20 protein-coding genes and 1 pseudogene are annotated in these 17,398 nt (G+C 51.7%); 10 read left to right on the forward strand and 11 right to left on the reverse strand.

The features are described 5' to 3' along the window. The coding region (locus tag QN379_RS23750; RefSeq protein WP_369124719.1) for an ATP-binding protein at positions 1-76 on the reverse strand (76 nt) is incomplete at its 3' end. A 77-nt stretch (positions 77-153) separates the two neighbouring features. Here QN379_RS23750 and QN379_RS19890 point away from each other — a divergent pair. From QN379_RS19890 to tnpC, 3 genes are all read left to right on the forward strand, one after another. Further along, positions 154-576 (forward strand): transposase, encoded by a 423-nt coding sequence (locus QN379_RS19890; RefSeq protein ID WP_322232227.1) that lies wholly within the window; start codon positions 154-156, stop codon positions 574-576. Next, positions 552-902, forward strand: coding sequence for an IS66 family insertion sequence element accessory protein TnpB (tnpB, locus tag QN379_RS19895; protein ID WP_322232226.1), 351 nt, complete (start codon positions 552-554; stop codon positions 900-902). The genes QN379_RS19890 and tnpB overlap by 25 nt, the downstream gene beginning before the upstream one ends. A gap of 108 nt (positions 903-1,010) precedes the next feature. After that, the gene (gene tnpC / locus QN379_RS19900) at positions 1,011-2,627 is read left to right on the forward strand and encodes an IS66 family transposase (RefSeq protein ID WP_323507397.1); all 1,617 of its coding nucleotides are present in this window, start codon (positions 1,011-1,013) and stop codon (positions 2,625-2,627) included. Position 2,628: 1 nt separating this feature from the next. Here the strand turns inward: tnpC and QN379_RS19905 are convergent, their stop codons facing one another. The 3 genes from QN379_RS19905 to QN379_RS23755 form a co-directional block, all read right to left on the reverse strand. Beyond that, a complete protein-coding gene (locus tag QN379_RS19905; RefSeq protein WP_322240120.1) occupies positions 2,629-3,003 on the reverse strand; it encodes an ATP-binding protein in 375 nt (124 codons plus the stop codon). Continuing rightward, the gene (istA, locus tag QN379_RS19910; protein ID WP_322232686.1) at positions 3,000-4,535 is read right to left on the reverse strand and encodes an IS21 family transposase; all 1,536 of its coding nucleotides are present in this window, start codon (positions 4,533-4,535) and stop codon (positions 3,000-3,002) included. The genes QN379_RS19905 and istA overlap by 4 nt, the downstream gene beginning before the upstream one ends. Before the next feature lie 277 nt (positions 4,536-4,812). Next, positions 4,813-4,986, reverse strand: coding sequence for a Na+/H+ antiporter NhaA (locus tag QN379_RS23755; RefSeq protein ID WP_369124718.1), 174 nt, complete (start codon positions 4,984-4,986; stop codon positions 4,813-4,815). A gap of 92 nt (positions 4,987-5,078) precedes the next feature. On the opposite strand from QN379_RS23755, the gene QN379_RS19915 reads away from it, so the two are divergent. Continuing rightward, positions 5,079-5,252: a hypothetical protein gene (locus QN379_RS19915; RefSeq protein ID WP_323507415.1), complete on the forward strand. Its 174-nt coding sequence runs from the start codon at positions 5,079-5,081 to the stop codon at positions 5,250-5,252. Here the strand turns inward: QN379_RS19915 and QN379_RS19920 are convergent. Beyond that, positions 5,178-5,408 carry a hypothetical protein gene (locus tag QN379_RS19920; RefSeq protein WP_323507400.1) on the reverse strand — a complete coding sequence of 77 codons (231 nt, stop codon included), beginning with the start codon at positions 5,406-5,408 and terminating at the stop codon, positions 5,178-5,180. The genes QN379_RS19915 and QN379_RS19920 overlap by 75 nt on opposite strands. A 78-nt stretch (positions 5,409-5,486) precedes the next feature. After that, on the reverse strand, positions 5,487-5,657 hold the full coding sequence (locus QN379_RS19925) for a hypothetical protein (RefSeq protein ID WP_323507402.1): 171 nt from the start codon (positions 5,655-5,657) through the stop codon (positions 5,487-5,489). Between the two features lie 172 nt (positions 5,658-5,829). Here QN379_RS19925 and QN379_RS19930 point away from each other — a divergent pair. Both QN379_RS19930 and QN379_RS19935 read left to right on the forward strand, forming a co-directional pair. Then, positions 5,830-6,123: pseudogene (locus QN379_RS19930) on the forward strand (PLP-dependent aminotransferase family protein); the annotation flags it as partial. Positions 6,124-6,460: 337 nt separating this feature from the next. Further along, positions 6,461-6,676, forward strand: coding sequence for a hypothetical protein (locus QN379_RS19935; protein ID WP_323507404.1), 216 nt, complete (start codon positions 6,461-6,463; stop codon positions 6,674-6,676). Here QN379_RS19935 and QN379_RS19940 read toward each other — a convergent pair. Next, positions 6,665-7,435 carry an alpha/beta hydrolase gene (locus QN379_RS19940; protein ID WP_323507405.1) on the reverse strand — a complete coding sequence of 257 codons (771 nt, stop codon included), beginning with the start codon at positions 7,433-7,435 and terminating at the stop codon, positions 6,665-6,667. The genes QN379_RS19935 and QN379_RS19940 overlap by 12 nt on opposite strands. Before the next feature lie 178 nt (positions 7,436-7,613). Further along, on the reverse strand, positions 7,614-8,693 hold the full coding sequence (locus QN379_RS19945) for an amidohydrolase family protein (RefSeq protein ID WP_323507406.1): 1,080 nt from the start codon (positions 8,691-8,693) through the stop codon (positions 7,614-7,616). Positions 8,694-8,799: 106 nt separating this feature from the next. Between QN379_RS19945 and QN379_RS19950 the strand changes: the two genes are divergently transcribed. After that, complete coding sequence (locus tag QN379_RS19950) at positions 8,800-9,696, forward strand: LysR family transcriptional regulator (RefSeq protein ID WP_322232250.1); 897 nt, start codon at positions 8,800-8,802, stop codon at positions 9,694-9,696. 121 nt (positions 9,697-9,817) lie between these two features. Beyond that, positions 9,818-11,461 carry a 3-(methylthio)propionyl-CoA ligase gene (locus QN379_RS19955; protein WP_322232251.1) on the forward strand — a complete coding sequence of 548 codons (1,644 nt, stop codon included), beginning with the start codon at positions 9,818-9,820 and terminating at the stop codon, positions 11,459-11,461. Between the two features lie 918 nt (positions 11,462-12,379). On the opposite strand, the gene QN379_RS19960 is transcribed toward QN379_RS19955, so the two are convergent. Further along, positions 12,380-12,952, reverse strand: a complete 573-nt coding sequence (locus tag QN379_RS19960; RefSeq protein ID WP_322232252.1) for a PEP-CTERM sorting domain-containing protein — start codon at positions 12,950-12,952, stop codon at positions 12,380-12,382. Between the two features lie 654 nt (positions 12,953-13,606). Between QN379_RS19960 and QN379_RS19965 the strand changes: the two genes are divergently transcribed. Then, the gene (locus QN379_RS19965) at positions 13,607-14,059 is read left to right on the forward strand and encodes a nuclear transport factor 2 family protein (RefSeq protein WP_322232253.1); all 453 of its coding nucleotides are present in this window, start codon (positions 13,607-13,609) and stop codon (positions 14,057-14,059) included. 192 nt (positions 14,060-14,251) lie between these two features. Here QN379_RS19965 and QN379_RS19970 read toward each other — a convergent pair whose 3' ends face one another. Then, positions 14,252-14,995: an SDR family oxidoreductase gene (locus QN379_RS19970; RefSeq protein ID WP_322232254.1), complete on the reverse strand. Its 744-nt coding sequence runs from the start codon at positions 14,993-14,995 to the stop codon at positions 14,252-14,254. A 99-nt stretch (positions 14,996-15,094) separates the two neighbouring features. Here QN379_RS19970 and QN379_RS19975 point away from each other — a divergent pair, with 99 nt between their 5' ends. After that, positions 15,095-16,000: an AraC family transcriptional regulator gene (locus tag QN379_RS19975; protein WP_322232255.1), complete on the forward strand. Its 906-nt coding sequence runs from the start codon at positions 15,095-15,097 to the stop codon at positions 15,998-16,000. Between the two features lie 91 nt (positions 16,001-16,091). On the opposite strand, the gene QN379_RS19980 is transcribed toward QN379_RS19975, so the two are convergent. Further along, complete coding sequence (locus tag QN379_RS19980; RefSeq protein ID WP_322232256.1) at positions 16,092-17,132, reverse strand: nitronate monooxygenase; 1,041 nt, start codon at positions 17,130-17,132, stop codon at positions 16,092-16,094. Positions 17,133-17,398: the final 266 nt, after the last annotated feature.

The raw sequence follows: 17,398 nt of genomic DNA on the forward strand, positions 1-17,398 counted from the left end.
ATCCTAGTGCCAGCGCAGTATGCGTCTTGCCAACACCCGAAGGTCCTAACGCGATGACGTTCTCGCGCTTATCAATCGTAAGCGATCATTTGAGTACGTCTGGTAAATCGTACCGAGAATCGTGATGATGGTGTCCACAATAAGGGGACAGCTATGGAAGAGAATCACTTCGGCTTATCGTGTACTTTGATTGTCAAGCGCTTACGGAATGGTCGTTGTCAGTATGACCCACGGGCCAAACGCGAATTAGTGGAAGCCAGTTTTCAGCCTGGGGTATCGGTGGCCAAACTGGCGTACCAGCATACGCTCAATGCCAATTTGTTACGTAAGTGGATTGTCCAATATCAACGCAAAAGCGGTGCGGCCCCGATGAAGGTGACGCGTGTCCCGGCACTGCTTTCTGCATTTATTCCTGTGGTGACAGTTAACACTGCAACGCCCGTGACGATGCCCACGCTGCGTGCGAGATTGCCCAACGGCATTGATATCGATGCCAATTGCACGACCCGCGACGAGATATTGTCGCTCCTTGAGATGCTTTGCCAGTTGCCATGTTCCGCCTTGACCCGGGACTGAAGGTGCATGTGCACCGGGATGCGGTCGATGGTCGCAAGAGCATTAACGGACTGGCGGCCATCGTCGAGCAGGCGCTAGGACTCGATCCGTTTGCCCGGGCCGTGTATGTCTTTTGTAACCGGCGGCGCGACCGTATCAAACTCTTGCTCTGGGATCGCAACGGATTCTGGTTAATGTTCAAGCGGCTTGAGGCAGACCGCTTCGCCTGGCCGCGTGAAGCCGCGCTGCTGGAACTGAGCGTCGAACAATTACACTGGCTGCTCGATGGCATTGACCTCAGCGCCATGCACAAACATCCGCTGCGCAGCTATGCGCGGGCGAGCTAAGACAAATAGTGCAGTTTCATTCGATTGTTGTCGGTAAACAACGGGTAACGCCCTTATGTTGAAATGACGTAAACCTATTTAGCGCGACATTCCGGTATGTTGTCAGTCATGGCACCTACACAGCTCCACTCCTCGCTTACCGCTGATGCATTTCAGACGCTCATCGCCGAGCGCGACGCTGCGTTGGCGCAACGCGATGCTGTGCTGGGCGAACGGGATATCGTGCGCGGTGAATTGCGTGTCATGCAAGTCGAGCGCGATCTGCTCAAGGAACAGCTCAAAGCCTTTCAGCGCCGATTATTCGGCGCAAAGAGCGAAGCGCGCAGCGCCGATCAACGCGACCTGTTTCTCAATGAGGCGGAGGCGCTCGCCGCACACGCTGCCCTGCCATCGCAAGAGAGCGAAGTAGACATTCCCGTTTCAGGTCATCAGCGCAAGAAACCGGGCCGCAAGCCACTGGACCCGGCATTGCCACGTGAAGTCATTCGCACCACGTTGCCAAAATCGGCCCGTATCTGCGCGCATGATGGCGCGATACTGGTGAAAATCGGCGTGGAAGTCAGCGAACAACTCGATATTATTCCGCAGCAAGTACGCGTGATCCGGCATGAGCGGGTGAAATATGCCTGTCCCTGCTGCGATCAAAGCATCAAAGTTACCCCGACTCGCTTGCGCATTATTCCCAAGGGATTGTTCACCGAAGCCGCGCTGGCCTGGTTCATTACCGCCAAATTCATCGACGGCTTGCCGCTGTACCGGATTGCGGCGTTAATCAAACGCTTTGGCGGCGATATCTCGCGCAATACCCTGGCCGCCAGTGTGGCGCGCATCGGGATTGCTGTTCAACCGCTGATTAATTTACTGCGCGATCATTTGCTCGACAGTGAGGTCGTATTTGGCGATGAAACGGTGGTGCAGGTACTCAAGGAGCCCGGGCGCGCAGCCCAAACCAGGAGTTATATGTGGATTCAGATGAACGGCGGCGTCGGTCCGCCGGTACGGCTATTCGGCTATGCGCCAGGACGCAGTACCCAACATGGGGCCGATCTCTGGGCCGGCGTGCGCACGGGCGCTGCGTTAATGACCGACGGCTATGCGCCGTATAACGCGATATCGGCCGTCAATGGACTTGTCCATTTAGCGTGCTGGGCGCATGTGAGAAGGTATTTTATTGAAGCCGAAGCCGTACTGCCCAGGGAAGCGCGCAGTGCGCAGCAGCCAGCCACGCAATTCATTACTCTGATCGGTAAACTGTACGCGGCAGAATCTCGTGCCAGCACATTGACGGCGCTGCAACGACAACGTTTGCGCATGAAATACAGCAAAGCGGTGTTGGCAGCGATCAAAGTCTTGCTCGACCATCATCTGGCAACGACTGCGCCGAGCGGATTGCTGGGCAAAGCCTTGCAGTATCTGGCAGGGCAATGGCCCAAACTCACGCGCTATGTCGAGAACGGCACCTGGCCGATCGATAATAATGTGGCCGAGAACGCGATTCGGCCGTTCGTGATCGGGCGCAAGAATTGGCTATTTGCCGATACCGTTGGTGGCGCAAAAGCCAGTGCCAATCTGTACTCATTGATTGAAACGTGCAAGGCGGGAAATATTGACGCTTACCAATATCTCACCGAAATGTTCACGGCACTGCCTTATGCCAATACTGTCGATGACTACGAAGCGCTGTTGCCCTGGAATCTGCAGCTGAAGAACCAGGCACCGGCATAAATCAATTTATGCCGCAAGGGACGTGGATGATTGATCGCTTACTATCAATCCACTCACAGCGTGTCAGTTCGAGCACCAGGGATTTGTTTAAGGTTGGCATCGCCATGAAGTCGAAGGTATCCAGACTCTTGGTCACCGGAAACCTGGCCAGACGGATGCGCCGCTCCATCGTGCGGCGTTCACGGTCGATACGTTCGAGTTCGCACAACCGTAATAAATAGCGTGGGTAATCTACGCCTTCACGCGCGCAGTCGGCGCCGACCTTCTCATACTCCCGGGCAAAGGTCGGCAGCTTCAGGGCTTTGAAGTGGTTGACCAACAGTACCTGCGGTGCCACCGTGGTGGTCTCGGACAGCGCCGCGCTGTTGGCGTTCATGCGAGGTCTCCGGTAACAGGTTGCGTCAGTAGCGCATTCCCGCTGAGCAAGCTGAGGTAGCTGCCGGCATCGGTCGTGCCGACCGTGGCGTTCGGCAAATACGGATACAGGGTTAAATCCAGCTTGGGTGGTCGTCGTTCGATGGCGCACAATACTAGGTGTTTGATGGCATCAAAGCTGAGCACGCCCAGATGATGGGCCTGGCCAATGGCACGCTCGACTTGCCCGATGCTGAAGGTTTCCAGCAACCGCAGGACCTGGATATATTCCTTGCGCCCACGCTTGTCCATGCGCGCTTCCAGCAGGCGTCGCAATCGCTCGAAGGCCGCTGGTAATGCCCACTCTTGCAGCGGTGCAGCCTGGTCAAGCGCACGCGGCTTCCTCTCCAGCAACGCCAGATAGTGCAGCGGGTTCACCACGAAGTCCGCTTTGGCATAACTGCGACGATGGTGCGCAATGCACTCCGGATTGCCAACCAGATAGATGTCGACCCAGTCGACGGTGCCTTTGACCAGCACCGCCTGATGACCGTATTGCGTCGGTACCGAATAGTCGTTGGTGCGGTAACGGACCAACGATTGCGATGATACCCGGCTGGTTTGCTTGTGACTGGCGTCATAGAGCGTTACCGGCAACGGCATCAATGCCGCCCGGTCATGGATGAGGCGCTGGCCGATGGTGTCAGATTGACCACGCAGCACGGCACGCTGACGTTTCAGGCAGCCGTCCAGCAATTGGCTATTCAATGCAGCGAAGTCATCTGCCACCGGCAATGGCACCATGAAGTGGCGTCGGCTGTAGCCGACCAGTCCTTCCACTTTACCCTTGTCGTTACCTTTGGCGGGACGTCCGAATTTATCATCAAACAAGTAATAACTCTGCAATTCGGCAAAGGCATGGGTCCGTCGGCGCTGGCCATCGCCTAATATCTTGGCCACTGCAATCCTGGTGTTGTCGTACAGAATTGATTGCGGCACGCCACCGAGAAACGCGAAGGCAGCAAGATGACCGTCCAGAAAGGCTTCCGTGTCTTCGGTCGGATACGCCTTGACGAAACACGCATCCGAATGCGGCATGTCCAGGCAGAAATAGTGGAAGCGGACCTTCTTGCCGCCGATGTACCCGTCGGCTTCGCCGAAATCGACCTGGGCATGGCCGGGGCGATGCGCCAGTGGCATGAACACTTCCTTCTGCCGGCTGGCCACACCGTTGACGTACTCGCGCACCAGGGTGTAGCTACCGTCGTAACCATGCTCGTCACGTAATCGTTCGCGGATACGTACCGCCGTATGGCGCTGTTTCACATGGACTTGCTTATCGGCCTCGAGAATGGCGTCGATGATGGCTGCGAACGGTGCCAGCGTCGGAGAGACCGGGGCCGGCGCTCGCCGATATCCCGGCGGTGCCGCGAACTGGCACATCTTCCTGACGGTATTGCGATGGATACCGAAGTAGCGCGCAACCGCACGCTCACTCTTGTTCTCGACCATCACGGCGCGACGTACTTTGACGTATATGTCCACGGGAAACATCCTTTCCGCCTTTCTTATGCACCATCAAGGGCATAAGACTACAGGCTGGGATTGGTACACTTTTAACGCGCCATTCACGGCCGTTTCAAGTGCGCTATCCGGTACATTATTCACGCGGCATTTATAGCTTCATTTGCAACTTCTAAAGTGTTGTATCGACCGGTTGAATCCGCCGCCAAAAGCGGACATCTACCCCACGTCAAGGTTGCTGTTCGAAATCCACGATTTCGACATCGTGATCTGGAACAAGTGGTTTCCCGAATGCTTAGCGCCAAAGTTAGCCTGCAACACCTGCTGTCAGCGACGCGAGGGAGATTGCCATCTTTAATGAAGTGACAAGTTCTGGTTGTCCGACGAACGCAAGGTTCGTAAGGAAGACAGGCATCGTAAATCCAATCCGACCGAGCAGACCCGCTCCGAAAATCTGATGCCAACTCGCATCTAGCGGCAATTTTCAAATACCTAGAGCAAAGGCTGTGAAGCACATCAAGGTAATGCCTTATCACTTGACTATTAATAGTCCCGCAGCGATGCCGATGCCATTTGTCGAAGCAAGCTCTGACCCGCCTGCCGATGCTAACCAATAGCCGCATCGGGGAATTGCTGCCGCATCACTGGATATCGGCCGACTATTCTTTGCCATCATGGCCAGGTCAAGTCCAAACCAAGCATCCTGCTAAGGACGAAGGTGACGAAGCCCAGGCCAAGGAGCGATAGCACGAAGACTGCGGCTGCCTTGCCGCCCGCGCGTAGCACTGCGGGTATGTCCCTCTCCTTCGTCCCTTGATCGTAATGCCACTTGATGGCGAAGAACATGCCCGCGCCCAACACGAGAACCTTGAACGCAACTAAGACTATAGGGATCCAATCCATGATTTTCAGTATTTCCAGGCTATTACTTGACACTATCTATCGTGAGGAGTACTACCTCAAAACGCTGCTTCCGCAGCTTCATTTTTGGGCAAAGGGAAAGTCATGACGAACGAGGTCAAAACCAAGTCCCGTTATGTGTATGGCGTAGGTGCAGACGCGCTTTATCAGACCAATATCGTCGAGTGCCATCACGCGTTTCAGATCAGCCGGTAGGGCAAAGCTCCCAAGCATCCTGTTTGAATCTTTCATACCATCTACCTTTCAAATAACAATGGCATCCAGCGGGGTGATTTGCCGAATGCAGATGAGTGAGGAGAAAACGTCAGCGACTGCCATGCAAGGATGGTCTTACTGCCATTCTAAGGTATTCTACTTGAAAGTAATTTCCATACATTGAGACAAAATGTCCCAGTTGATAACCATGCAAGATGAAAATTTGCCAATCTTGTTGCCGCGATTGGCCGTGCGGCGTTCACATTTTTTGCACATTGCGGATGCGTTGAAGGCTGCGGTGGTAAACAGATCGCTGAAACCGGGCGACCGTCCAGCTCCGCAGCGCTTGTTGGCAGCACAGCTGGACATCTACCTGACGACGATTACGCCCGCATACGAAGCCAGATGCCGCAACTTGTTGGAGGGCCGCGGCGCTCGAGGCACTTATGTCGCCGCGCCGAAAGTCGAATTGACCTCGAACCTCGACCTGAGCATGAATAGCCGTGTAGCACAACGTCGGCTATCGGTCGTTTCTGGACGAAGTTTCATAAATAGAATGACAGGTTCAAGTCGTAACTACCTTATATAAACATCACTATTTCCAGAAGATATTTTTAAAAAAATTGTCTAAGTAAAGGTCGAAATCCCATTGATTACGGGGCTAATAATAAAATCAAAAATGCATTTTTATTGGACAGCGATCACCCGTTAATCCGCAGGTCCCCGATGCGAGTACAGGTCGGGGAGCCAGAACATTAGTAGCAGAAAAAAAGAGTTACCAGCTTAGGCTGGTAACTCTTTTTTTCGTGCGTACTCCGCAATTAGCGCATTGCACGACAATGCCTACGGTGCCATCCCGCATAAGTTCGTGCGACAAAATAATGGTTCTGGAAGCGGGAATATCTTTCGAGCGTGCGCTGTTCCCGCTACTGGTTTTGGTGGACCGACTCGGCGTCATCGGCGTCGTTGATCTGCCCGCTCGTATGGGACACAACTACACCACGGTCAGTCGAAAGGTTGCGAAGCGGGAAAGTCTCGATAAGTTAAGTTGCTGAATCCGTAGTAAGGAACCGTTGTAAAGCCGTATTAAAAGCAGCACCGGTCCTTTGTGGCATGTGCCCTCCTCCCGAGATAATAAGACGCTCCCCGCCCAATCTCTGAGCGAGACGATCGGTAATGGCTTCGTACGCGGCACTGTGACCGCCGGAAATATGGAGCATTGGAAACAGGGCTTTTTTCAAAAGAAGCTCAGGGACGATAGCCTCGGCAGGAAAGCGAAAATTCTTTAAGTGACTGGCAAATACTTTTAGCGGCGGCGGCAAGGGATCGGGTAATGGTTGATTTGGTTGAATGATGCGAAAAAGAGACCGCAGCGCGTTCTCATCGTCATCAGGCAGATGGGCTGCGAGACCTAAAATCGCATAATGGAAAGCCGTTACATCAGGATGATCGATGGCGATGCTACTAGTGCCGGACTCAATGATGGTCAAAGAGGCGATCTTTGCAGGATGTTTAACCACTGCTAACATGGCAACTGCGGCACCATATGAGTGCGCCACAATATGATCACCCTCCTCAATAAGTTCTGCGATATAAATGCTGTCACGCTCGAAATCCTCGCTGCCGAGCCAGGGACTTCCACCATATCCAGGACGCGCTGGCATAACCAGACGCCAGTTGTCTGACATAGGCCATTGCGCCTCCCAAGCCATTGCTCCACCGGCTCCACCGCCGTGAACAAAAATGATGCGGGGACCTTTGCCGCGCTCTTCTACGATCATTCCTCCTGGACCCACATATCGCATTTCATCCATTCTATATTCCTCTTATTCACCAATTATGTTTTACATAAGCGTTGGAAAACGCCATCGATATAAGCGATTTAAATTACCTGTAATACTTAACCCGGAACCACCTCGCACCACATGTGAGCGTATTTTAAGTCTATGTAAACGCATTGTAGTGAATATCCAGCCACTCGCTTGCGCACCTTTATATCGCCCGTAAACGTGGAAACAATGCCAAGGCATTTTTACGGGCGATGGCTTCATGCTCTACATTTTTTAAGCTGCTGAGAGTACGAAACGCTTCGACATTGGCATTAATGCCCTCCTCCGGCGTGAAAGGATAATCGCTGCCGAAAAGTATATGCGTGAGCGACGTCAGGTGGCGCAGACCGTCGATCATGCTGTCTCTGGCCGATCCTGCAAGATCGTAATAAAGTGAAGCAAGTACCTTACGCACCTCTGCGGCACCACCAGCAGGTCGCTGCGCCAGAAACGGTAACGAAGAGAATGACGCTATTCTGTCTGCTACTGCAGTTAATGCGCCACCTGCATGTGGAATGATCATGCGAATATCCGGGTAACGCGTAAGCGTGCCAGCAAATATCAGATCGGTAACGGTGCGCGCCGTATCCATCGGAAATTCCAAAATCGGTGCTGGCCTTCCTAATCCCACTGCCTCAAAGCACGCTGGCGAGGTGGGATGCAAGAATAACGTTGCCTTGCGCCGATTGAGTTCAGAGAAAATAGGATCAAGGCGCTGGTCGCCGAGATAAATCCCATGGACATTGGTTTCCATGACAACGCCGTCGAGGCGCAAATGGTCAAGTGCATAAGCAATTTCTGCAAGAGATGACTGAATATCAGGAAGAGGTAATGTCCCAAAGGCGCCAAAACGTTGTGGATTACGTTGTGTCAGATCCGCCGCAAATACGTTCACCTCGCGCGCCAGCCTTTGCCGCGCTGGCGCATCGTTAAGAAACCCCACACTTGGCGATGATATCGATAATATTGACGTGTCAATATTATGTTTATCCATATGCGCAATCGCCCCCGCTTCGGACCAGGATGGCACCGGAAATCCGCCATCAAGTGTGATAAGACCGGCATCACTTAATGCATGCGCGTAACATGGAGGTAAGTAATGAGAGTGCACATCGATTAACCCACACTCGCACCGCTCTGCACACCCCGATGCAAGACGCATGATCGCACCCTCGTTGGGCTTATCATTCGACCCTGCCGGCCCGTTTTTGTGAATATCAAGACCACTCTCCATGCTCTTCATATTTTTTCCTTTATGCGGCTGCGTTCAGCTATGCCTAAATGGTAAGCCTCTACCCAATATAAATATATATAATTAAGTTCATACTAATCATGAATATGGCGCATACATGAACGTCCCTGATTTAAATTTCTTGTACGTTGTACAAGCGTTATTCGAAGAAAAGACAGTGTCTCGGGCTGCGGAGCGCTTGGGGTTAACCCAGCCCGCAGTCAGTCACGCCCTTGCGCGACTGCGAACTCTATTTCAGGATGATCTATTTGTGCGAGCAGGATCGGTCATGGCACCGACACCAACTGGCGAACGCGTGGCTATGGGCGCCATACGGGTGCTCACACTAATCAAGCAAGACATCTGGGACGCACGCGCATTTGATCCGCTTACCACGACCCGAACCTTCTCTGTCTGCCTGAGTGATATGGGGATGATCGTCTTATTGCCACGTCTGCTCGGGGCACTCCGGCAACATGCACCCGAGGCAACCTTAAAACCGATTCAAGTACCCTCTCTGGAATTGGCTTCGGTGCTGCAAGACGGTGCTATCGACTTAGCCATCGGCTATCTAGGGAAGATGGGAGACACTCTTTATCAACAAGCGTTATTTCGTCGGTCGTTAGTAGGTATTATCCGTAACCGCAGAAGAAGAAAAAAGGCAATTACCTTAGAACAATTTATTAATAGCAAACATGTTTTAGCAGGAACGCTGGCGCTCACCAATCAACTACTCGCGGAAGAATTACGTCAGCATGGTGCCCGTCTGCTGATTGCGGTCGAAGTACCTTATTTACTCACCGTCCCCAGTATTGTTGCCACGTCCGATTTCATCGCGTGCGTGCCTAGTGAACTGGCCGAATTGTTTTCTCACATTGCCGATATCGAAGTGTTTGAGCTGCCAGTCGAATTACCGGATTTAACCGTGAAGCAGTTTTGGCACGCGCGCTTTCACGACGATATCGCGCACAAATGGTTTCGTAATCTGGTGGCCGATACCCTAGGCAACGAATAGTCAAACAGGATCAATATTTACCCGAAGCACTGGCTTGCCCTGTTAAAAAAATAGCAAATTGATCTATTGATCTATAAGATATCCCTACTCCGTGGGTTTTATTTTAAAAAAAGGAAAAGAGATGAATGGCTTGATGATGTCCGGAAAATTGCTCATTTCCTCGTTAATTGTGCATGCTGACCGCCACCATGGCGATACTGAAATTGTGTCACGTCGGGTCGAAGGAGATATTCATCGCTACACCTATCGAGACTGTCACCGCCGTGCGCGGCAACTGGCCAACGTACTCACCGAACTAGGTGTCAAAGACGGAGAACGCGTGGCGACGCTGGCGTGGAACGGGTATCGGCATCTGGAGCTTTACTATGCGATTTCCGGCATGGGCGCGGTCATGCACACCATCAATCCGCGCCTGCATCCCGAGCAGGTGGCCTATATTGCCAATCACGCCGAAGATCAGTATCTCTTCTTCGACCTCACATTCTTGCCGACAATTAAATTGATGGCGGCCCACTGTAACACCACCAAGGCCTTCATCGCCATGACCGACCGCGCGCACATGCCGCAAGACACGGGTATTGATAACCTGTTGTGTTATGAAGATTTGATGGATGCCGCTTCTGATGACTATTCATGGCCCACTTTTGATGAGGAAACTGCATCTGCCTTGTGTTATACCTCGGGTACGACAGGCAATCCAAAGGGCGTCCTCTACAGTCATCGCTCAACGCTCCTGCACACATATGCAGCTGCCCTGCCCGACACGTTAAACTGCTCCGCACGCGACGTCATTTTGCCGGTTGTGCCAATGTTTCACGTGAACGCGTGGGGACTTCCCTACGTTGCCTGCATGGTCGGCGCCAAGCTCGTTTTTCCCGGAGCGGGAATGGATGGCAAATCAATCCATGAACTACTCGAAACGGAACAGGTCACGCTCGCCGCAGGCGTGCCGACAATCTGGCAAGGTTTACTAAACTACATGGAAACCAACGACTTAAAATTTTCGACGATGACGCGCACGGTGATCGGTGGATCTGCCTGTCCGCCCGCCATGTTGCGCAAGTTCCAGGAAGTATTCGGCGTGCATGTTTTACACGCCTGGGGCATGACCGAACTGAGTCCGCTCGGCACCGTATGTGCATTTAAATCCAAACTATTAAAAAACAGTCCGGAGGAACGCTACGCAGTACAGGCGAAACAGGGGCGCGCCGTGTTTGGCGTGGACATGAAGATTGTCGACGAGGATGGCCACGAACTGCCTTGGGATGGCAAATCCTCCGGGAAATTAATGGTGCGCGGCCCTTGGGTCGTCAGTCATTATTACAGGAGTGAAAACGAGGCTGAACTTGAAATGGACGCCGATGGCCATGGTTGGTTTCCGACTGGTGATATTGCTAATATTGATGCCGATGGCTATCTGCAAATTACCGACCGCGACAAAGATGTCATCAAGTCCGGTGGCGAATGGATCGGCTCAATCGATCTCGAAAACATCGCGATGGCACATCCCGCTGTTTTCATGGCGGCATGCATCGCCGTCAAGCATCCCAAATGGGACGAGCGTCCGCTGTTGGTGGTCGTCAAGAAGCCCGATACTGACCTGGATCGCGATGCATTGCTCACCTTTTACGAAGGTAAGATCGCCAAGTGGTGGACGCCGGACGATGTGGTATTCGTCGACGCGCTTCCGATGGGCGCAACTGGAAAGATCCTCAAAAAGAAATTGCGCGAAGAATTTGCAGATTACGTACTACCGACGATATAAGAATCGATTAAAGACGCGACCGAAAATCATACTCGGTTCGATTCAAATCATCGAATTCAACCATCAAAAGCCTTACCACCATGTAAGGCTTTTTCTATTCAGCCCTTACCGCGTCTGCATCCCTGCTCAGACCGAGAGAGTCCCACGCAAAACAATAGATGACATAACGGCAATTTTCATGCAATCTCAAAAAATTATTGAATTTATTACATTCACCCACATTGGGTCTTCATCTGCCAGCCAATAAGGGTTTGTTGTTCAAGCTAATAGCTTGAGTTCTCCGCATTCATAGGATCTAAGTGAAGAATCCACACAAGCGTCGGTTGCAAATCGCCCGTTTGGAACTTCTCAGTTAACCCGCCTACATCAAGCAATCTAATGAACACCGATCAGCATAAAGAGCAAAAAAAAGAACAAAAACCGTCGATCCAGACGCAAAGAGTTTAGCAACTATTTGCCCATTAGTAGTCGATTTCGATGGAACATTGACGCCAACCGATACGCTCGTTGAAGTGCTCATCCAACTGATAAAACGATCGCCGCTGACTTTACTGCCCTTGCCGCTTTGGCTTCTGAAAGGGCGCGCCGTTTTTAAGTACAGGATCGCCTTACAAACAACCATCTCCGCAGCGCAGTTATGGTACGCCAGACAGATCCCACGTCAGCTTGGCTGGACGCTTGCCACAGCGGCAAGTGCTTCACTGTTCCTGTGTACATCATCGGTAAACCAATTGCATTGACGCCGAAATAAACTTGTAAATGATTGATAATTGGAATCTCAATTTTTTACGGTGTCATTCCTATTTGATCAATGTTGCGCTTCATTCGTATTTATATAAAAATAAGTCATTGGCCGAGTCTCACGATAAAAGCAAAAAAGCCCGCATAAGGCGGGCTAAAATTAAGCGTAAAAAACGTTTATGCGTTGTTATTAGCTGATTTGCGACGTGCTGAAGCAAAACCGAGAAGTCCGAAGCCGAGTAGCGCGATAGTTGCTGGTTCTGGGACTGCCGTTGTGGTGAAGTTTGCTGCTTCAAAAGAACGATAAGCCTGAGAGTCGAACGTCAGCGACGTAATAGCCGATCCGGTATCCACAAAGTTGACGTAGGTTTCGCCGTTAATGCCTAAATTTGCAGTCGTGAAATTGGTTGTCGCTCCATTTGCCTCTTTGACTATCAGCGTGTTGTACCCGTCAGGTGTTCCCCATTCAAAGCTCACATCAGATACGCCGATGCCAAATGAAACGATCGCAGAGCCCAAATATTGATTTGGTTCACCTGCCAACCATTGCCCAATGGTATTGGACGGTCTAGAAGCATCTGCCGAGAGACCAGCTGTCAATAGACCGCCAGTGACGTTGCCGCTTGTTAGCACAAAAGCGCTGCCGCCCTGATTGCTACCTAAAGTGCCAATGACAGATGCATGTGCAACAACGCTCGACAATGCCGCAACGGTAACAGCAGCCAAAGCCAATGATTTAATAATGCTCATTCTTTCCCCTAAGAAATGGAATCAAATTAATAAAAAATAATTAATTATTCAACCTAGAAAGAAGCAATTTATATGCCATTAATTTTATGTCTTTTGTAAACAAACACTTAACGAAAACGTAAAAAATATTGGTTGTGATATGTAAAATAATGCGACAGTGCCATTGTGAAATAATGGTCACATGAGCAATTGATTGCCAGATTAATCAAAGGCTCATGAACAGTTGATTTTTCATCAGATCGTCTTGAAAGTCACTATTGAAGGACTAAGTGACCGTGACAACGAACGACTTGAGTAACGACGTCTCCACAGCTGAAAATATAGCTTGTCGTATCGATGGTCGCTATCACAATAACTGAAAAAATCTACGCACCGTAGAAGCGCAATTAAAAAATTTTTCCCTTTTTAAGTTTGACTTTTTAGGTTACTTATCAGCTAATTCATCACCATCATTCCCGACAATGTCATACATGCCTGAGACTAGCTTGGAAAGCTCAGTATCGACACCACCAGCCCGTATATTTCAATAAAGTAACTCCCTTAAATTGCCATTGACTTGTGTCGGAACGCGCACTAAAACTCAATACGCAACGCCCTGCACTTCAAAGAAGTGTTGTCCGTAAGCAGTGCGTTGTTTACTTAAAGGAGATCACAATGAGCAGCCAGGAAAACAAGCAATTAGTGATGCGAGGCTATCAGTTATTCAAAAATAATGACATCAACGGATTACTCGAACTGTATACCGATGACATCGAATGGAAAGGAGCCGATTCTGAATATGTTCCGTTCTTTGGCACTTATAAGGGTAAGAATCAGGTAGCACAATTTTTCACTAAAATGGATCAGGCACAGGAAGCCATTCAGTTTGAACCACAAGCTTTTATCGCTGAAAATGACAAAGTCATCGTGACAGGCCAATCCATATGGTTAGTAAAATCAACTGGTCAACGATATGAAAATCCTTGGGTCCATATCTTTACACTTCGGGATGGAAAAGTGGCCAAATTCCAGCAATATAATGATACGGCCGCGGTAGAGGCCGCTTATAGACCGTCACAGACTTCTACGCAGCAAAAGAAAACACAAAACATCACTAAACACAATTAGTGTGACTTAAAAAACACCGGTCAACAATGTCATAAAGATTGGTATGCGCCAAGACGCAATCGGCATGACGGTAATATCAAGCGAGGCACCCAAGCCGCGGCTTTGTGACTGGGCCAGTCTTCCGGCTTAGGTGTAGCGTTAATATTTTGCTGCTTGATGATAACTACCGACTTATCGGCGTGGTCCGAAGATTTAGACCGCGCCACTCAAAGCTACGGCGTCAGCGCCAGCCGCAATCCGAATCGGACACGATGGATCATTAGCCGCACGCCACACCGCTTCAGCTACATCAGAAGCTAGAGTAACCTCAGTGGATTGCTGCCATCCGGCGAAGACACTTTGCGCCAAATCTGCATAAGCCTCAGGGATGCCATACTGTATCCGAGGCTGTGCATTTTGACCGAAGCGAGTCTCGGGTGCGCGTCCCGGCAAGACCAGATTGACTCGCACATTAAATTGCTGAAGTTCCAGCGCAAGAGATTCGGTGTACGCGTTGATCGCGGCTTTGCTCGCGGTGTACACGGAGAGCAAAGGGAGCGCCCTCAATGTCACACTTGAAGTGACGTTCACGATGACGCCAGCCTTGTTTTGCCTAAACTGGGGCATCACAGCTTGGGTCATTGCTATTGTGCCAAGCGTATTGGTTTCGAATATCTCGCGGGCTGTTTCCATCGAGGTACCTTCAGCAGCGCCCAGCATGCCGATCCCGGCGTTGTTGACCAGAACATCGATCGGCCCCGCGGCCTCTACTGCCTGACGGACGCTTTCGGGATCAGTGATATCGAGGCCAATTACCCGAAGATGCTCAGAACGCGGCAAAACGTCCGCGCGCGGCGTGCGCATGGTGGCGATGACCTTCCAATCGCGATCCAGAAAGTATTGGGCGGTGGCGAGGCCGAAACCGGATGAACATCCGGTAATGAGGACGGTTTTCATAAGAACTCCTGTAATGGGTTAGCAGAGACTAGACTATATCGCTCCGAAACAAGACTTGCTATAATCGATAGTCCACATTTCATTTGCAAGAGTCCAATCATGACCGATCCACTCACGGAAGTTGTCACACTACTACAACCGCAAGCGGCATTCTCAAAAGTCGTCAGCGGCGCAGGCCCTTGGCGTGTGCGCCGCTCGGAAGACGGTCAACCCTTCTACAGCGTGATCCTCAACGGTTCATGCCACCTCGCAGTCGACGGACACGCGATGATTAACCTTGAGGAAGGTGACTTTGTTCTGATTCCAGCGGCGTACGGCTTCACTATGTCCAGCCTCGATCCGACGACAACGGACGACCTCAATACCGTGCCTGTCGCGCTGCTCCATGGCGAGTTCAGACTTGGCGCTCAAAGCGGGCCGCCCGACGTTTTATTGCTGGTGGGTCACTGCGCGTTTGGCTCGCCGGACGCGGCCTTGCTGGTGTCGCTCCTCCCACAACTCGTGCACGTTCGCGGCGAGAAGAGGCTGGCCACTATCGTGCAGCTTGTCAGTGACGAATCGCGCGCGCAACGTCCCGGGCGCGATGTCATCCTTACCCGCCTTTTGGAGGTTCTTCTCATCGAAGCCCTTCGATCCACGGCTGGGACTGCAGCGTCACCGGGCCTCTTGCGCGGGCTTGCCGACGAGCGCCTCGCTATCGCAATACGACGAATGCACGAAAACATGACGCAGTCCTGGACGGTCGGACAATTGGCGAAAGAGGCCGCCCTCTCCCGCTCGGCATTCTTCGAGCGGTTCAGCCGCGCAATGGGCGTCGCCCCGATGGAGTATCTGCTCCGTTGGCGCATGGCTATGGCGAAGAAGCTGCTGCGGCAAAAAGAGACCGGCGTCGCCGAAGTTGCCGAACGCGTCGGCTACGGTTCCGCAAGCGCGTTCAGCGTTGCATTCACCCGCCATGTCGGCTTGCCGCCTACCCGTTACGCGCGCGAGAAAATGGCAGCGTAACAAGCATAACGCGGGCGTTTTTTCTTTTTCTAAGACGTCACCAGATTGCGCAGTTCATCCATTCTCAAGCAACGATGAACAACGCAGAATACTAAAGTCCCGCAGCCAACTCCCGCGTAAGATCGGCGGCCGATATTTCCTTGCAACCACTGGCATTCTGCCCAGACCATAAGGGTGAAAAATCACTGCTTCCCTGACTTTCAGCCTTAGCACGCAAAGGAGCGATTGCAGCAGTGGCAAGCGGGAACGCAGGCGGTGCGGTGCTGATGGGGCCGAGCTCCGTCATGAGCCGGTTAATGATGCCGCGTGCAGGTCGCCCGCTAAAAAGATTGGTGAGCGCGGTATGACGCGCAGCCACGCTTTTGAGTGCAGCCCGATGTAACGCGCTGGTAGTGGCTTCGGGACATAGCATGTACGCTGTACCAATTTGCACCCCCGCAGCGCCAAGTGCCATCGCAGCGGCAACACCTTTGGCATCCACAATACCACCGGCCGCAATGACGGGAACCTTCACTGCACGCACGATTTGCGGCAACAAAGCGAACGTACCGATCTGTGTATTGAGGTCATCCGATAAAAACATCCCGCGATGACCACCCGCTTCAAGACCTTGTGCAATGATGGCATCGGCTCCGTGCGCCTCAAGCCAAAGCGCCTCCTCAACAGTCGTCGCCGAAGACAGTATTCTGCCGCCCCAGGACCGCACCCGTGCCAGCAATTCGGCCGAGGGCAAACCAAAATGAAAGCTCACAACAGCGGGCTTGAATTCGCTCAATACGTCGGCAGCTTCGGCACTGAAGGGCAACCGTCCCGGGCCGGCCTGAATAGCATTCGGGTCAAGTCCAAGCTCTTGGTAATAAGAAGAAAGCGTCGCCCTCCACAGCGCCTCTCTCTCCGCAATCGGCGCGGTGGGCGTATGGCAAAAGAAGTTTACATTGTATGGCTTGGTGGTTTGCGCCCGGATCTCTGTCAGTTCCTTGCGTAGCGCGTCGGGGCTTAACATGGCGCACGGGAGCGAACCCAAACCGCCTGCATTGGATACGGCAATCGTTAGTTTGTGATCTTGCACTCCCGCCATTGGCGCCTGGATTATTGGTAGCGTGACCCCCAATAGCGTTTGTAAGGTTCCCATCTTCTCTCCGATATTGTTCTAATGCGTTTGTTAGCGTGCGCTGTACACGATGTTTGATATTAGTTTAGCGTAAAGCAATGCCACCTCAATCCAGCGCGTTCATGACTTTAATGACCACAATTTTCATGTTGGATCATGCCTTGATCCAAAACGTATTGCAACATCGACATATCGCGATTTAACATCCCTGATGCAATCGACTCCGCTCCTAATTCTTAGCTAATTATTTTTCGTTAAGCTGCTTCTCTAATAAGTTAAGGAAAGCA

Source organism: Glaciimonas sp. Gout2, from assembly GCF_035018905.1.
Classification (GTDB): Bacteria; Pseudomonadota; Gammaproteobacteria; order Burkholderiales; family Burkholderiaceae_D; genus Glaciimonas.

Bases quoted from the DNA above. Each gene is read 5' to 3' on its own strand.
- QN379_RS19890 (WP_322232227.1), top strand. From the start codon at position 154: ATGGAAGAGAATCACTTCGGCTTATCGTGTACTTTGATTGTCAAGCGC.
- tnpB (WP_322232226.1), top strand. From the start codon at position 552: ATGTTCCGCCTTGACCCGGGACTGAAGGTGCATGTGCACCGGGATGCG.
- tnpC (WP_323507397.1), top strand. From the start codon at position 1,011: ATGGCACCTACACAGCTCCACTCCTCGCTTACCGCTGATGCATTTCAG.
- QN379_RS19905 (WP_322240120.1), bottom strand. From the start codon at position 3,003: ATGAACGCCAACAGCGCGGCGCTGTCCGAGACCACCACGGTGGCACCG.
- istA (WP_322232686.1), bottom strand. From the start codon at position 4,535: ATGTTTCCCGTGGACATATACGTCAAAGTACGTCGCGCCGTGATGGTC.
- QN379_RS19920 (WP_323507400.1), bottom strand. From the start codon at position 5,408: ATGGATTGGATCCCTATAGTCTTAGTTGCGTTCAAGGTTCTCGTGTTG.
- QN379_RS19925 (WP_323507402.1), bottom strand. From the start codon at position 5,657: ATGAAAGATTCAAACAGGATGCTTGGGAGCTTTGCCCTACCGGCTGAT.
- QN379_RS19935 (WP_323507404.1), top strand. From the start codon at position 6,461: ATGCCTACGGTGCCATCCCGCATAAGTTCGTGCGACAAAATAATGGTT.
- QN379_RS19940 (WP_323507405.1), bottom strand. From the start codon at position 7,435: ATGGATGAAATGCGATATGTGGGTCCAGGAGGAATGATCGTAGAAGAG.
- QN379_RS19945 (WP_323507406.1), bottom strand. From the start codon at position 8,693: ATGAAGAGCATGGAGAGTGGTCTTGATATTCACAAAAACGGGCCGGCA.
- QN379_RS19950 (WP_322232250.1), top strand. From the start codon at position 8,800: ATGAACGTCCCTGATTTAAATTTCTTGTACGTTGTACAAGCGTTATTC.
- QN379_RS19955 (WP_322232251.1), top strand. From the start codon at position 9,818: ATGAATGGCTTGATGATGTCCGGAAAATTGCTCATTTCCTCGTTAATT.
- QN379_RS19960 (WP_322232252.1), bottom strand. From the start codon at position 12,952: ATGAGCATTATTAAATCATTGGCTTTGGCTGCTGTTACCGTTGCGGCA.
- QN379_RS19965 (WP_322232253.1), top strand. From the start codon at position 13,607: ATGAGCAGCCAGGAAAACAAGCAATTAGTGATGCGAGGCTATCAGTTA.
- QN379_RS19970 (WP_322232254.1), bottom strand. From the start codon at position 14,995: ATGAAAACCGTCCTCATTACCGGATGTTCATCCGGTTTCGGCCTCGCC.
- QN379_RS19975 (WP_322232255.1), top strand. From the start codon at position 15,095: ATGACCGATCCACTCACGGAAGTTGTCACACTACTACAACCGCAAGCG.
- QN379_RS19980 (WP_322232256.1), bottom strand. From the start codon at position 17,132: ATGGGAACCTTACAAACGCTATTGGGGGTCACGCTACCAATAATCCAG.